Annotated in this window: 10 protein-coding genes and 1 pseudogene; 4 read left to right on the forward strand and 7 right to left on the reverse strand. The window is 72.9% G+C overall.

What is annotated here, in order from left to right; all coding sequences use genetic code 11:
* Positions 1-3 precede the first annotated feature (3 nt).
* The 3 genes from FYW95_RS19655 to FYW95_RS19665 all read right to left on the reverse strand — a co-directional run bounded on the left by FYW95_RS19655 (position 4) and on the right by FYW95_RS19665 (position 2474).
* Positions 4-375 carry an FtsB family cell division protein gene (locus tag FYW95_RS19655; protein WP_160050642.1) on the reverse strand — a complete coding sequence of 124 codons (372 nt, stop codon included), beginning with the start codon at positions 373-375 and terminating at the stop codon, positions 4-6.
* Positions 376-519: 144 nt separating this feature from the next.
* Complete coding sequence (gene eno / locus FYW95_RS19660; RefSeq protein ID WP_159941768.1) at positions 520-1803, reverse strand: phosphopyruvate hydratase; 1284 nt, start codon at positions 1801-1803, stop codon at positions 520-522.
* Between the two features lie 104 nt (positions 1804-1907).
* Positions 1908-2474, reverse strand: a complete 567-nt coding sequence (locus FYW95_RS19665; RefSeq protein WP_159941767.1) for a TetR/AcrR family transcriptional regulator — start codon at positions 2472-2474, stop codon at positions 1908-1910.
* A 159-nt stretch (positions 2475-2633) separates the two neighbouring features.
* On the opposite strand from FYW95_RS19665, the gene FYW95_RS19670 reads away from it, so the two are divergent.
* The gene (locus tag FYW95_RS19670) at positions 2634-3836 is read left to right on the forward strand and encodes an FAD-dependent monooxygenase (protein WP_159941766.1); all 1203 of its coding nucleotides are present in this window, start codon (positions 2634-2636) and stop codon (positions 3834-3836) included.
* Between the two features lie 150 nt (positions 3837-3986).
* Positions 3987-5444, forward strand: a complete 1458-nt coding sequence (locus tag FYW95_RS19675; protein WP_159941765.1) for an FtsW/RodA/SpoVE family cell cycle protein — start codon at positions 3987-3989, stop codon at positions 5442-5444.
* 227 nt (positions 5445-5671) lie between these two features.
* Here FYW95_RS19675 and FYW95_RS19680 read toward each other — a convergent pair whose 3' ends face one another.
* Both FYW95_RS19680 and cysC read right to left on the reverse strand, forming a co-directional pair.
* Positions 5672-6370, reverse strand: coding sequence for a nucleoside triphosphate pyrophosphohydrolase (locus FYW95_RS19680; protein WP_159941935.1), 699 nt, complete (start codon positions 6368-6370; stop codon positions 5672-5674).
* Positions 6371-6452: 82 nt separating this feature from the next.
* Positions 6453-8036 (reverse strand): adenylyl-sulfate kinase, encoded by a 1584-nt coding sequence (gene cysC, locus FYW95_RS19685; protein WP_159941764.1) that lies wholly within the window; start codon positions 8034-8036, stop codon positions 6453-6455.
* A gap of 321 nt (positions 8037-8357) precedes the next feature.
* Between cysC and mfd the strand changes: the two genes are divergently transcribed.
* Positions 8358-11963 (forward strand): transcription-repair coupling factor, encoded by a 3606-nt coding sequence (gene mfd, locus FYW95_RS19690; RefSeq protein WP_160050643.1) that lies wholly within the window; start codon positions 8358-8360, stop codon positions 11961-11963.
* Positions 11964-12068: 105 nt separating this feature from the next.
* Here the strand turns inward: mfd and FYW95_RS19695 are convergent, their stop codons facing one another.
* Positions 12069-13838, reverse strand: coding sequence for a cell division protein PerM (locus FYW95_RS19695; RefSeq protein ID WP_160050645.1), 1770 nt, complete (start codon positions 13836-13838; stop codon positions 12069-12071).
* Between the two features lie 213 nt (positions 13839-14051).
* Here FYW95_RS19695 and FYW95_RS19700 point away from each other — a divergent pair, with 213 nt between their 5' ends.
* Entirely contained in the window at positions 14052-14516 is a 465-nt protein-coding gene (locus FYW95_RS19700) for a DUF1707 SHOCT-like domain-containing protein (protein ID WP_159941762.1), read from the forward strand.
* 64 nt (positions 14517-14580) lie between these two features.
* On the opposite strand, the pseudogene FYW95_RS19705 reads toward FYW95_RS19700, so the two are convergent.
* A pseudogene (locus tag FYW95_RS19705) lies at positions 14581-14726 on the reverse strand (succinate--CoA ligase subunit alpha); the annotation flags it as partial.

The raw sequence follows: 14726 nt of genomic DNA on the forward strand, positions 1-14726 counted from the left end.
GGCTCAGAGCCCGTCGCCGGGCGGGGGGCTGTCGGCCTCCTGCACCGAGCGCCACAGGGTGAGGAACCAGGGCTGGCGGGGTCCGTCCTCGTCCTCGGCGTCACCCTCGGCGTCGGGGCGGATGACGATGTAGGCGATCTCGTCGGGGTACTGGTAGTGCAGCCGCGCCCGGGCCTCGCGTTCGACGTAGGAGTCCCGGGAAAGCTCCTCCTCGCGCTGGCGGAGCCTGCCCACGCTCTCCTCCATGCGCTCGCGCTCCTGGCGCAGCTCCGCGATCTGGGCGCGCTGGGCGACGTACTCACGCAGCGGGTAGGCCAGGCTGAGCGCGATCACGCACACCACGAGCGCGAGGATGGCCGCGCGGCTGGTGAGCACGGGCCGCACCCGGCGGGTGCGGCCCGTGCCCGGGCCAGCGGGCCCCGCGGCCCTGCGGGCAGGTCGGCGCCGCGGGCTGTCGGCTTTGGCCGCCTTCTCAGCCTTTGGTCGCTGCTGCTCGGATTCGCGGGGCACTGGGGCAGACTAGCCGCGCCTGGCGAAGCGCGGGAAGGCCGACACGCCCGCGTACACGGCGGCGTCGTCGAGTTCCTCCTCGATCCGCAGCAGCTGGTTGTACTTGGCGACCCGCTCGCTGCGCGCCGGGGCGCCGGTCTTGATCTGCCCGGCGTTGGTGGCCACCGCGATGTCGGCGATGGTGGTGTCCTCGGTCTCACCGGAGCGGTGGCTGATCATGGCCGTGTAGCCGCTGCGCTGGGCGAGGGCGACCGCGTCCAGGGTCTCGGTCAGGGTGCCGATCTGGTTGACCTTCACCAGCAGCGAGTTGGCGGTGTCGGCCAGGATGCCGCGCTGGAGCCGCTCGGGGTTGGTGACGAACAGGTCGTCGCCCACGAGCTGGACCCGCTCGCCGAGCTCGTCGGTGAGCTTCTTCCAGCCCTCCCAGTCCTCCTCGTCCAGGGGGTCCTCGATCGAGACCAGCGGGTAGGCGTCCACCAGCTCGGTGTAGTAGGCGGCCATCTCCTCGGAGGTGCGCGTCTTGCCCTCGAAGGTGTACACACCGTCCTTGAACAGCTCGGTGGCGGCCACGTCCAGGGCGAGCGCGATGTCGGTGCCCGGGGTGTAGCCCGCCTTCTCGATGGCCTCCACGATCAGGTCGAGGGCGGCGCGGTTGCTGTCCAGGTTGGGGGCGAAGCCGCCCTCGTCGCCCACGCCGGTGCCCAGGCCGTGCGCCTTGAGGACCGACTTGAGGGCCTGGTAGATCTCGGCGCCCCAGCGGACCGCCTCGGCGAAGGTCGGCGCGCCGATGGGCGCGATCATGAACTCCTGGATGTCGACGTTGCTGTCGGCGTGCGCGCCGCCGTTGAGGATGTTCATCATCGGCACGGGGAGCACGTGCGCGTTGGGGCCGCCGATGTAGCGGAACAACGGCAGGTTGGCCGTCGTGGCGGCGGCCTTGGCCACGGCCAGGGAGGCACCCAGGATGGCGTTGGCGCCGAGCCGGGACTTGTCGGGGGTGCCGTCCAGGTCGATGAGCGCGCGGTCGATGATGCGCTGCTCGTCGGGGGCGTACCCGATCAGCTCGTCGGCGATCTCCTCGTTGACGGCCGTGACGGCCTTGGTCACGCCCTTGCCGCCGTAGCGGTCGCCGCCGTCACGCAGCTCGACGGCCTCGAACTGGCCGGTGGAGGCGCCGCTGGGGACGCCCGCGCGCGTAATGGTTCCGTCGTCGAGCAGAACCTCGACCTCGACTGTCGGGTTTCCCCGGGAGTCAAGGATCTCCCGCGCCTGTACTGCCTCGATGGACGCCACGGTCTTTCTCCGTCTCTTCGGGTTTCTCGGACCACTGGTTCAGGACCCGACACGAGACTAGCGACACCGCCCGGGACCGGGTGCGCGCACCCGGCGGAATTGGTCTAGTCCATATCGGACAAGCCGGACTCCAGGGCGGCCATCGCGATGTCCACGGCGCGCTCACGGTGGGCAACGGCCTCCCTCGGGGAGAACATGACCGCGAGGTCCTGGAGGCCGCCGAGGGCGATCACCGCGCCCATGTGGGCGGGAACGCCCGCGTCGGGGCCCACGAGCAGGGAGTCCAGGCGGCGGCGCCAGGACAGGATGGCGTCGACCAGACCGATCTCGGCAAGCGAGGCCAGATCGCTCAGGACGGCCGTCATCAGACCGCTGTGGCGCACGCACACGTCGTAGTAGGCGCCGACCAGGGCGCGGCGGTCGGCGACCCCCTCCGCGCCCGCGACGGCCCCGTACTCGGCCAGGAGAGCCTCGATGTCCTCGCCCAGGGGTTCGACCAGCGACCTGAGCAGGTCGTTCTTGGACGGGAAGTGGTAGTAGAGCGCGGCCTTGGTGATGTCGAGGCGTTCGGCGATCTCGCGCAGGCTGGTCTTCTCGAAGCCCTTCCGGGCGAACAGGTCCAGGGCCACGGCCCGGATCTGCGCCTTGGTGTCGCTTTGCGCTCTGGGCACCCGTGCCACTCCCGTCACCTCGCCGTCGGACGGGACGAGTCTAACGCCGACCTTTCGACCGGTGATCTACCTGTCGATCGGTAAGTTACTTGACGCACGGTAAGTAGACGCCTAGCGTGGACGCCGAGGACAACGGCATCCGAAAGAGCGGAGAACGCCATGACCGCCGTACGCACCGTCCTGATCTCCGGCGCAAGCGTCGCCGGGCCCACTCTGGCCCACTGGCTCCACCACCACGGCATCGAGGCCACCGTGGTCGAGCGCGCCCCCGCGCTCCGCACCGGCGGATACGCGATCGACGTACGCGGCGTGGCCGTCGACGTCGCCGAGCGCATGGGCGTGCTCGACGCCGTCCGCGCCGCCGCCACCGGGGTCGACGACGTGTGCTTCGTGGACGCGCGCGGACGCCGCAGGGCCGCCGTCCAGAGCACCCAGTCCCTCTCGACCGACCGCTCCCACGAGATCCTGCGCAGCGACCTGGTCGCCCTGCTGCACGCACCGACCGCGACCCACACCGAGTACCTGTACGACGACTCCGTCACCGGACTCGACCAGGGCCCCGACGGGGTCCGCGTCACCTTCGAACGCGCCGCACCGCGCGTGTTCGACCTGGTCGTGGGGGCGGACGGGCTGCACTCCACCACCCGGAGGATCGCCTTCGGCCCCGAGGAGCCCTACCGCCGCTTCCTGGAGAGCTACATCAGCATCTTCACCGTGCCCAACCACCTGGGGCTGCACCGGGCGGTGCACCTGTACAACGAGCCGCGCCGGGCCGTGGGGACCTACCACACACCCCGCGCGCAGGACGCCCAGGCCCTCCTGCTCGTGCGCACCGGCGAGGAGACCGGTGTCGACCGCGCAGCCCCCGAGGAGCAGCGGCGCTTCCTGCGCGAGAGCTTCCGGGGCGTGGGCTGGGAGGGCGCCCGCCTCCTGGCCGAGATGGACCGGGCCCCCGACCTGTACTTCGACTCCGTCACCCAGATCCGCATGGACCGCTGGTCCACCGGACGCGTCACCCTGGTCGGCGACGCCGCCTACGGCCCCTCCCCCATGTCCGGCCAGGGCACCAGCATGGCCATGGTCGGCGCCTACGTCCTCGCCCAGGAACTGGCCCGCCACGACGACCACACCCGGGCCCTGGCCGCCTACGAACGGCGGATGCGCCCCTACGTCACCGCCAACCAGGCCATCGCCGACTCCGGGCTGGGCTTCCTGGCACCGCGCACTCGCCTGGGCATCGCCGGGCGCGACCTCCTCGCGCGGGCCGCGCCCCTGCTCGCGCGCCGGGGAGGGTTCGAGTCCCGGATCTTCACCGCGGCCGAGGCCCTGGACCTGGACTCCCCCGCCCCCGTACCCCGCTGACCGCACCGCCGCGAGGCCGGAACCGGCCAGGGGCACGTTCGGGGACAGGTCCGCCCCCGCCACTTATAGTGCAGGGGCGGACCCGAACCCGGGCCGAAGCACCCGTACCGGGCTCCGGGCCCCGACACGGACGGCGGAACGACTGACGACATGGGCGACCCCGAGGCCGGCACCGTCGACGGGGCCCTGCCCCCCACACCCAGGCGCGGAACCGAACTGCTCCTGCTGACGGCGGCCATGCTGACCACCGCCGCGGCCCTGCTGTCGGCCTCCCTGTCCGTCACCGGGGAACTGGACCCCGCCCCGCTGACCTACCTGGGCGTGCTCTGCGCCGGAGCGCTCACCCTGCACGTCGTCCTGCGCCTGACCGCCCCCTACGCCGACCCGGTCGTCCTGCCGGTGGCCACCGTCCTCAACGGGCTGGGCCTGACCATGATCTGGGTCCTGCAGATGAGCGAGCCCGGCGGCGAGCACACCAACGCCGACCGGCAGCTGGTGTGGACCGTGGCGGGCATGGTGCTGTGCGCGGTCACGCTGCTGCTCGTCCGCCACCCGCGGCGGCTGAGCATGTACCCGTACCTGATCGCTGCCGCCGCCCTGCTGCTCCTCCTGCTCCCGCTGTCCCCGCTGGGACACGAGGTGCTCGGCGCGCGCCGGTGGATCAGGGTCGGTCCGGCCACCATGCAGCCCTCGGAGTTCGCCAAGGTGCTGCTGGTGATCTTCCTCGCCTCCTACCTGGGACGGCGGCGCGAGGTGATGTCCCTGGTCACCCGCACCCTGCGGATCGGCGGGCTCAAGGTGTTCAGCGTGCCGCGCGCCCGCGACCTGGCGCCGATGGCGGTGGGCTGGGGCGTGGCCATCCTCCTCCTGGTGGGCACCCGCGACCTGGGCACCTCGCTGCTGCTGTTCGGCACGTTCCTGGCCGTGCTCTACGCCGCCACCGCGCGCAAGTCCTGGGTGCTCATCGGCCTGGTGGCGTTCGCGGTCGGCGCCTACGTGGCCTACCTGCTCTTCGGGCACGTGCAGAACCGGGTGGAGATCTGGCTCGACGCCTTCGACCGGGAGGTCTACGAGCGGCAGGGCGGCAGCTTCCAGATCGTGGAGGGAATGTTCGCCCTGGCCGAGGGCGGCCTGACGGGCACGGGTTTCGGCGGCGGGTTCGTGCAGGAGGTGTTCGCCGCCGACAGCGACCTGATCCTGGTCTCGGTGGGCGAGAAGCTCGGCCTGACCGGCCTCATGGCGGTGCTGCTCCTGCTCTTCCTGCTGGCCGAGCGGGGCTTCCGGATCGCCCTGGCCGCCCGGGACTGGTTCCTGAAGCTGACCGCGCTGGGGTACGCGTTCCTGCTCGCCTTCGACGTGTTCATCGTGCTGGGCGGGGCGACCCTGATCATCCCGCTCACCGGCATGACGACGCCGTTCCTGTCGGCGGGCGGGTCGGCGCTGATCGCCAACTGGGTGATCGTGGGGGTGTGGCTGGTCGTCAGCGAGACCGCCCGCCGCCCCCAGGCCACGTTCAGCGCCGGGCTGGCCCCGGACGACCCCGCCACCGAGGTGATCCGCCCCGTCCGCCCCTCACCCGGACGACGGGGCAGACCCGGGCAGGGGTGAGGCGCCGTGAGGGCGCCGGCGGGGTTCTGCAGGGCTCGCACGTGCCGCCAGCGAGGAACGAGCCAGGCACGGAAGAGACCGAAGAACACCGCCTTCCAGGCGCCCGAACCCGCGCCGGGAAAACACGAGGCGCCGTGAGGGCGCCGGCGGGGTTCTGCAGGGCTCGCACGTGCCGCCAGCGAGGAACGAGCCAGGCACGGAAGAGACCACCGCGCCGGGGAACACCCCTACTCCTGCTCACTCTTGGCCCAGTAGGCCCGCCACTCCTCCTCGGACAGCTCCCGGGGCTCGCGCCCGTCCGAGCGGGCCGCGTGCTCGGCCGCGCGCACGCGGGCGTCGAACCGGCGGGCCGCCGCCCGCAGGTCCATCTCGGCGTCGCGCCCGCGCTCCTGCTCGGCGGCCACCGCCGCGAACAGCTCACCGCCCTCGGCCCCGTCGTCGCCCACCAGGTCGGCGGGGAAGCCGTTGCGCACCGCCCGCTTCTGCAACTCGTGGGCGAGCATCACGGCGGGCTGGGCGAAGGGCACCCCGTCCAGGACGGAGGTGCTGCCGTCACCGCCCGCGGCCCTGGCCTTCTCCGCGCGCTCGGCGGCCTTGATCGCCTCCCAGTTGGAGCGCACCTCGTCGGCCCCCGACACCTCCGTCCCGCCGAACACGTGCGGGTGGCGGCGGGTCATCTTGTCGATGATGGCGTCGGCGACGTCGTCCACCGTGAACCGCGCCGGGTCGCCCTCGGGGCGCTCGGCGGCGATCGCCGCGTGGAAGACCACCTGCAGCAGCACGTCGCCCAGTTCCTCGCGCAGCAGCGCGGCGTCGCCGCCCTCGATGGTCTCCAGGGTCTCGTAGGCCTCCTGGAGCAGGTACTTGGCCAGCGACTCGTGGGTCTGGGACCGGTCCCACGGGCATTCCCGCCGCAGGGTGTCCATCACCTCGACCAGGCGCAGCAGCCGGTGCCCGCGGGTGCCGTCTCCGGTGGCGTCCACACCTCTCCCCTTCCTGTCCTTCGTCTCAGCCCTCGTTGTCGGGCAGCCAGCCGCCCTCGCGCAGGGCCGCCATCACCCGGGCCACGGACTCCTCCGGGGCCATCCCCACGGTGTCCACCACCAGGTCGGCGTCGTCGGGCTCCTCGTAGGGGTCGGAGATCCCGGTGAACTCGGGGATCTCACCCGCCCGCGCCTTGGCGTACAGGCCCTTGCGGTCCCGGGCCTCGCACACCTCCAGCGGTGTGGCCACGTACACCAGGAAGAGGTCGCCGAACTCCTCCACCATCGCGCGCACCTCGGCCCGGCCAGCGGCGTAGGGGGCGATCGGCGCGCACACCGTGACCCCGCCGTGCCGGGTGATCTCCGAGGCCACGTATCCGATACGGCGGATGTTCAGCTCCCGGTCGGCGCGGGAGAACGTCAGCCCGCTGGAGAGCATGCGCCGCACCACGTCGCCGTCGAGCAGGGTCACCGACCGGCCCGTCCGGCGGATGCCGTCGCACACGCCCCGGGCGATCGTGGACTTGCCCGATCCCGACAGGCCCGTGAAGAACACGGTCAGCCCCCGGCGGGTCCGGGCCGGGCGCAGCCTGGCCAGCTCCGCGGCCACCCGGGCGGGGGTGAACCACGAGGGCAGCTCGCGCCCGTGCGCCAGCTCCGTCTCCACCTGGGCGTCGGTGAGCTCGGCGCGGGCCCGGGCCGGGTCCACCCAGGTGAGCGGCAGCCACAGGCCCTCGTCCGAGGAGTAGCGCCAGGGTTCGGGGTCCAGCACGGTCAGCGGCGGCCTCTGGGCCATCACCCGCTCCACGTCGGGGCCCCCGCCGTCGGTCACCGCCAGCATGTGGGTGGCGCCGTAGGCTGCGGCCACGTGCGCGGCCAGGGCCACCTCGCGCGGCCCCCAGGTTCCGCCCAGCGCGCCCCGCGAGCGGTGTGCCGCCCGGGGCAGCGTGCACACCGCGAAGGAGGTCCGCGCGGGCAGCAGGGGCTCGGCGGCCAGCACCGCCGTGGCCATGCCCTCGTCCTCCAGGCCGGTGTCGATGATCACCAGCACCTCGGCGCGGCCCCCGTCGCCGTGGCTGGCGCCCAGCTCGTCGGCCTCCGAGCGGATCTGGTGCAGCACCCGGTGGTGCAGCGGCCGGTCGGTGACCACCGCGAGCAGCGGCCGACCGCCGGGCTCCAGCTCGCGCTGGGCGCGCACCTCCGCCGGAGAGGGGCGCAGCTCGCGCAGCACCCCGTAGGTCGGCGGGCGCAGCAGGGTGACCACGCCGGCCAGGCGGTAACCGCCCCGCTCGTCGCGCCAGTTCTCGGTCACCGACAGCCCGGCCAGCGGGGCGCCCTCGGGGTCGGTGAGGGTCAGGTGGTCGGCGCCGGAGAGCTCCTCGGGCACCTCCAGGGTGACCGGAACCGGCCACGGGCGCCCGTCGGGCAGGCGGGCGTCCCGGGCCACGGACTCCGCCTCCTCCCGGGTCATGAAACCGGGCAGCGGGTAGGAGCCGTTGAGGATCAGTTCCAGGTGGGCCAGTCCGTCCGGCCCCGGGGTGAAGACCGGGGCCTCCGGCCGCCCGACGCCGCCGAGCGTCCCGCTCCCACGCCTGTTGGCACTTACCACGCGGTTCCTCTCCTCCGGATCGGGGAAACGCCCCTAGCGTATGCCCGGCCCGCGAAGGGCCCTCGCCCAGCACCGACCGGGACGGAATAGGGGCAGTTCAGAGGAGGTTCTACCCGATGCGCGCCGCCGCCCGCACCGGTCCCGGGACGCGGGCGGCACGAGGCAGCTTCGTGCCGCCGGTTGTCCACACCCCACCCGCGCGGCGCCGCAGGACTCGATAGTCTGAAGGTGCCGGGCGTCCACTTCTTCCGCAGCCGCCTTTCCACCGCGCGGGCCGCGACCACCACCGCCTGATCCGGACCACTTCCACTTTCTGGTGCTATGAGCCTCATTGGACTTCTCGCCGACGTCTCCAGGGACCCGGCGCTGCACAGCGCGATCGAGACCGCCCGCGGCGGCCACGATCCCCGTCTCGACCTCGTCGCCCCCGCGGCGCTGCGCCCCTTCATGGTGGGGGCGCTGGCCGCGGACGCGCCGGTGGGCGCGCAGCGCCCCGTGCTGGCCGTCACCGCCACCGAGCGCGAGGCCTCCGACCTGGCCGACGCGCTGAGCTCCCTGCTGCCCGAGGACTCGGTGGCGCTCTTCCCCGCCTGGGAGACGCTGCCGCACGAGCGCCTCTCCCCCCGCTCGGACACCGTCGGCCAGCGGCTAGCCGTACTGCGCCGTCTGGCCCACCCCGACCCCGCCGACCCCCTGACCACCCCGCTGCGGGTGGTCGTGGCCCCGGTGCGCAGCGTCCTGCAGCCGCTGGTGGCCGGACTGGGCGACCTGGAGCCGGTACGCATCCGCCCCGGCGACGAGGTCGCGCTGGAGAGCGTGGTCACCGACCTGGCCAACGCCGGCTACGCCCGGGTGGACCTGGTCGAGAAGCGCGGCGACATGGCCGTGCGCGGCGGCATCCTGGACGTCTTCCCGCCCACCGAGGAGCACCCGCTGCGGCTGGAGTTCTGGGGCGACACCGTCGAGGACATCCGCTACTTCCAGGTCGCCGACCAACGCTCCATCGAACCCCTCGGCGACGGGGAGGACGGAGCGCGCGCCAACGCCGCCTCCGGGCTGTTCGCGCCGCCCTGCCGGGAGCTGCTGCTCACCGACACCGTGCGCACGCGCGCCCGGGCCCTGGCCCAGGAGCACCCCTCCCTGGCCGAGGTCCTCACCAAGATCGCCGACGGCGTGGCCGTGGAGGGCATGGAGGCCTTCGCTCCGGTGCTCGCCGACGGCATGGAGCCCTTCCTCACCTACCTGCCCGAGGGCGCGATGGTGGTGGGCTGCGACCCCGAGCGCATCCGCACCCGCGCCGTGGAGCTGGAGGCCACCAGCGCCGAGTTCCTCGACGCCTCCTGGATCAACGCCGCCTCCGGCGGCGAGGCGCCCATCGACCTGGGCGGGTCCGCCTACATGTCCATCGCCGACCTGCGCTCCACCGCCGCGGAGCTGGGTCTGCCCTGGTGGGGGCTGACCCCGTTCACTCCGGGCGAGGACGGCACCGCCGAGGAGGACGACGCCGTCGTCGTGGGCGCGGTCGCCGCCGACTCCTACCGGGGCGACACCGAGCGGGCCCTGGCCGACATCAAGGGGTGGCTGCACGACAACTGGAGCGTCGTGCTGGTCACCCAGGGGCACGGACCCGCGGAGCGCCTGGTGGCGATGCTGCGCGACGCCGGGCTGGGCGCCTCACTCGTCACCGACCTGGCCGAACCGCCCCGGGAGGCGGTGGCCACGGTCACCACAGGACTGGTCGACCACGGCTTCCTGCTGCGTTCGGTGCGCACGGTGGTGCTCACCGAGACCGACCTGGCCGGACAGAAGTCCTCCACCCGCGACATGCGCCGGATGCCCAGCAGGCGGCGCGGCGCGGTCGACCCGCTGCAGCTCAAGCCGGGCGACTACGTCGTCCACGAGCAGCACGGCGTGGGCCGCTACCTGGAGATGGTCAGCCGCCAGGTACAGGGCGCCACCCGCGAGTACCTGCTCATCGAGTACGCGCCCTCCAAGCGCGGCCAGCCCGGCGACCGCCTGTTCGTGCCCACCGAGCAGCTGGGCGAGGTCACCCGGTACGTGGGCGGCGAGGCCCCCACGCTGTCCAAGATGGGCGGCGCCGAGTGGAGCAAGGCCAAGAGCCGGGCCCGCAAGGTGGTCCGCGAGATCGCGGGCGACCTCATCCGCCTGTACTCGGCCCGGCAGGCCTCCCCCGGCCACGCCTTCGGCCCGGACACGCCCTGGCAGCGCGAGCTGGAGGACGCCTTCCCCTACGTGGAGACGCCCGACCAGCTGGCCGCCATCGACGAGGTCAAGAAGGACATGTCCAAGTCGGTGCCGATGGACCGGCTGATCTGCGGCGACGTGGGCTACGGCAAGACCGAGGTGGCGGTGCGGGCCGCGTTCAAGGCGGTCCAGGACGGCAAGCAGGTCGCCCTGCTGGTGCCCACCACGCTGCTGGTGCAGCAGCACCTGTCCACCTTCACCGAGCGCTACGCCTCCTTTCCCGTCACGGTCAAGCCGATGTCGCGCTTCCAGACCGACAGCGAGGTGGAGGCCACCCGCGAGGGGCTGCGCAACGGCGAGGTGGACGTGGTCATCGGCACGCACCGGCTGCTGTCCGCCGAGACCCGTTTCAAGGACCTGGGCCTGGTCATCATCGACGAGGAGCAGCGCTTCGGCGTCGAGCACAAGGAGGCGCTCAAGCGGCTGCGCACCCAGGTGGACGTGCTGGCCATGTCGGCCACACCCATCCCGCGCACCCTGGAGATGGGCCTGACCGGCATCCGCGAGATGACCACGATCCTCACCCCGCCCGAGGAGCGCCACCCGGTGCTCACCTTCGTGGGGCCCTACGAGGACAAGCAGATCACCGCCGCGATCCGCCGCGAGCTGATGCGCGAGGGACAGGTCTTCTTCGTGCACAACCGGGTGGCCTCCATCGACAAGGTGGCGGCCAACATCAAGCGCCTGGTGCCCGAGGCCAGGGTGGCCTACGCGCACGGCCAGATGAACGAGCAGCAGCTCGAGAAGGTGATGGTCGACTTCTGGGAGAAGAACTTCGACGTGCTGGTCTCCACGACCATCGTCGAGTCCGGCCTGGACGTGCCCAACGCCAACACCCTGATCATCGACCGCGCCGACACCTACGGGCTCTCCCAGCTGCACCAGCTGCGCGGCCGGGTGGGACGCGGGCGCGAGCGCGCCTACGCCTACTTCCTGTACCCGCCGGAGAAGCCGCTGACCGAGACCGCCTACGAGCGGCTGGCCACCGTGGCCCAGCACACCGAGACCGGCGCGGGCATGTACGTGGCGATGAAGGACCTGGAGATCCGCGGCGCGGGCAACATCCTGGGCGCGGAGCAGTCCGGCACCATCGCCGGCGTGGGCTTCGACCTGTACGTGCGCATGGTGGGCGAGGCCGTGGCCGAGCTCAAGGGCGACCCGGACGCCACCGAGGAGGTCGAGACCAAGGTCGAACTCCCCATCAACGCGCACATCCCGCACGACTACGTGCCCGGGGAGCGGCTGCGGTTGCAGTCCTACAAGCGCATCGCCAGCGTCACCAGTGAGGAGGACGTCCTCGCCGCCTACGAGGAGCTCACCGACCGGTACGGCACCCCGCCCGAGCCGGTGGACAACCTCATGGCGGTGGCCCGGTTCCGGGTGCTGGCCAAGTCGGCGGGGCTCACCGACGTGGTGATGCAGGGCAACCAGATCCGCTTCGCGCCGGTGGAGCTGCGCGAGTCGCAGGAGCTGCGACTGCGGCGGCTGTACCCCAAGTCGATCCACAAGGAGGCGGCGCGGACCCTGCTGGTGCCTGTGCCCAAGTCCGGTGGCCTGGGCGGCAAGCCGCTGCGCGACCTGGAACTGCTCAAGTGGTGCACCGACCTGGTCAACGCCGTCTTCGAGCCCCACCGGCGCCGGTCGGCTCCCAAGGAGAGCTGAGTACGGCGGATTGGGCAGGGCGACCTGAGCCCGGCGGGCTCCCCGGCCCCGGGGCCGGGGAGCCCGAGGAGCGGGGCCGCCACCGGGGAGCGGTCGGGAGCGCGGTCAGGACTTGGGCGCGTCGAGCTCCTCGGAGTCGGCCTCGTAGGTGATCCCGTACATCTCCTCGGACTCCTCGTCCCCGGCGGAGCGGCGACGCCACCAGCGGCCGTCCTCGGCGGCCCGGCGCGCCCTGCGCTCCTCGCGCCGACGCGCACGCAGTTCCCTGCGGGTCCTCCTGCGCCCGGCCTGGTCGGAAGCGCCCTCCACCGCCGGTTCCCCGGCCCGGTGCCCCCGTTCCGGCTGCTTCCGGCGGTCCGACTGCTCCGGAGGGTCCGGCTGGTCCCGGTGGTCCGTGTCCCTGTCCTCCCGGCGGCGCAGCGGCGTGACCGTGGCCAGCCCCTCTCCGACCGGCACGTCCGGCGGCAGATCCACCACCGGCTCGCCTTTCACCGCGGGCTCGGTGCGCGCGGCCTCCCCGGTGTCCGAAGCGGCCCCGGAGGCGGCTCCGCGCTCGGCCTCCGCTCCGGCCTTCGGCTTCCTGGCGCCCGCGGGCCCGGCCACCGCCTTGGCCCCGGCCGAGGACTCAGGGCCGTCCTCGGGCCCCCTCGAAGCAGACCGCTCCACCGGAGCCAGCTTGCGCGTGTACCACCAGTTCGCCACCCACGCGGCGACGGCGGCGGCCACGCCCACCTCCAGGGCGCAGACCAGTCCCACCTGCCACGCGGACGCGCCCACCTCGCTCAACCGCTCCCCGCCGAGCGGGCCTCCGGCCACCTCGGCCAGCGCCGCGCACACCATGCCCGTGGTCACCCCGCACACGAAGCCCCACAGGGGCGCGGCCTCGCTGACCACGTCGGGGGCGCTGCGCTGGGTCAGCACACCGCCCACCGCCCCCGCGACGAAGGGCACCGCCAGTGCCACCAGGGACAGCGCCGGGGCGGCCCCGTTGTCGGGGATCGCGGCCAGCATCGGCAGCATCGGCACGGCGCCCACCGACACGCCCGTGGGCGCCACGACGGTCCCGGTCCCGATCGCGAACCCGGGACCCAGCGCGTAGCACACGGCGAACACCACGGCGTTGGGCAGATAGGCCAACTGGACGACCACCAGCAGTGCGCCGCCCACCAGTCCCGGGGCCAGCACCCGGGTCGTCTCCACCACCTCGGGAAGACTCACCGCCAGCGCCACCAGGAACAGCACCAGACCGCCCAGCAGCAGTGTTCCGGTGGAGACGAGCATCCCCACCAGCAGGGACCTGGACCGGGCGGGCATCAGCCGCAGCAGGGCCCGCGCGGCCACGCCCTTGTCCCGCATGAGCTGGCGCAGCACCCCCAGGCCACCGGCCAGGAAGGCGATCACGAAGCCCATGACCAGCGCGCGCGGCATACTCGGTTCCACGGCCTCGGTACGGGCCAGCAGGGCCAGGGTGCCCGCGATCGCCGCGTAGGGCCCGGCGATCGCCAGCGCCGCGCGGTACACGTACCGCAGGCGGGGGATGTGGCAGGAGCGGGCCAGCCACCGCCCCGACCGGTACAGCAGCAGCCCCGGCAACAGGACCAGCCCCAGTGGCAGCAGCGCGATCTGACCGTCGGGGACGGAGAAGGAGACGTGGTGGCCCACCAGCCAGGCCAGCACCGCGCCCTGGAGGATGTCGACGATCTCCTCGCCGAAGGCGGCGTGCGGCGCGGCCACCCAGCCGATGATGGTCAGGGTGATGATCACCGCCAGCCCCAGGCCCGCGGCCGTGGCCGCGGCGAGCCCGCCCGTGGCGTAGAGGGGCCTGGGGGCGTCGACCTCGACCTCGGCGGGGGTTTCGTCGGTGGCGGAGGTCACCGCGGCACCGGCCCGCGGGCGCTTGCGGTCGGGGGGAGGTCCTGGCGTACTCACCCGACTTATGCTGCCAGGGACCGGAATGCTCCGTGGTATCCCGGCCGCGCGTGTCGCGGCCGGGGCGGGACACCGCCGCGGGGAAGGGGGAACCGTACGGCCGCGCCCGCCGTCCTACCCTGTGATCCCGGCTCCGCCCCCGCCTGAAATGGAACCCGCATGGCTGGTTACCGCCTCTCCGACGACGAACGCGACCAGGCGCTGGCACGGCTGCGGAGAGCGCTGGAGGAAGGCCGTCTGGACTTCGAGGAGCACGAGGCGCGGTCGAACGCGGCGCTGCGCGCCGTCACCGACCAGGACCTGGTACCGCTCTTCGAGGACCTGCCCCCGGAGTCCTCCGGTGCCGCACCGGTCCCGGCACCCGAGGCGACCCCCGAGGGGTCTCCGGAAAGCGAACACCTCAAACACCACAGGCAACACAGACACCGGGCCCCGCACCCGGGCGCCCTGCTCGGCTGGGGCGGCTTCCTGTTCTTCGTGTGGGGGGTGCCGGCGATCATGTCCGGCAGTGCGACCGCCATCGCGGTCTTCCTGGGGTTCTTCCTGCTGCTCGTGGGACCCGGCCTCATCGCGGCCCTGACCCGCGGACGAGGCGAGGGCGGTCCCAGGAAGATCAGCGGATGAGGAAGGCCCCGTCCCGCCGCTACGACGGTGGGACGAGGCCTTCACACCAGGCTGGAACAGCGGGCTAGAACAGCTCGCGCACCAGCTGGGCGGTTTCGCTGGGGGTCTTGCCGACCTTGACGCCGACGGCCTCCAGAGCCTCCTTCTTCGCGGCGGCCGTGCCCGAGGAACCCGACACGATCGCGCCCGCGTGCCCCATCGTCTTGCCCT

This window comes from Nocardiopsis sp. FR4, assembly GCF_009830945.1.
Taxonomy (GTDB): domain Bacteria; phylum Actinomycetota; class Actinomycetes; order Streptosporangiales; family Streptosporangiaceae; genus Nocardiopsis.

Excerpts from the sequence above, each read along its gene's own strand:
- FYW95_RS19670 (WP_159941766.1), top strand. The coding sequence starts at position 2,634 with ATGACCGCCGTACGCACCGTCCTGATCTCCGGCGCAAGCGTCGCCGGG.
- FYW95_RS19675 (WP_159941765.1), top strand. The coding sequence starts at position 3,987 with ATGGGCGACCCCGAGGCCGGCACCGTCGACGGGGCCCTGCCCCCCACA.
- FYW95_RS19680 (WP_159941935.1), bottom strand. The coding sequence starts at position 6,370 with ATGGACACCCTGCGGCGGGAATGCCCGTGGGACCGGTCCCAGACCCAC.
- mfd (WP_160050643.1), top strand. The coding sequence starts at position 8,358 with ATGAGCCTCATTGGACTTCTCGCCGACGTCTCCAGGGACCCGGCGCTG.
- FYW95_RS19700 (WP_159941762.1), top strand. The coding sequence starts at position 14,052 with ATGGCTGGTTACCGCCTCTCCGACGACGAACGCGACCAGGCGCTGGCA.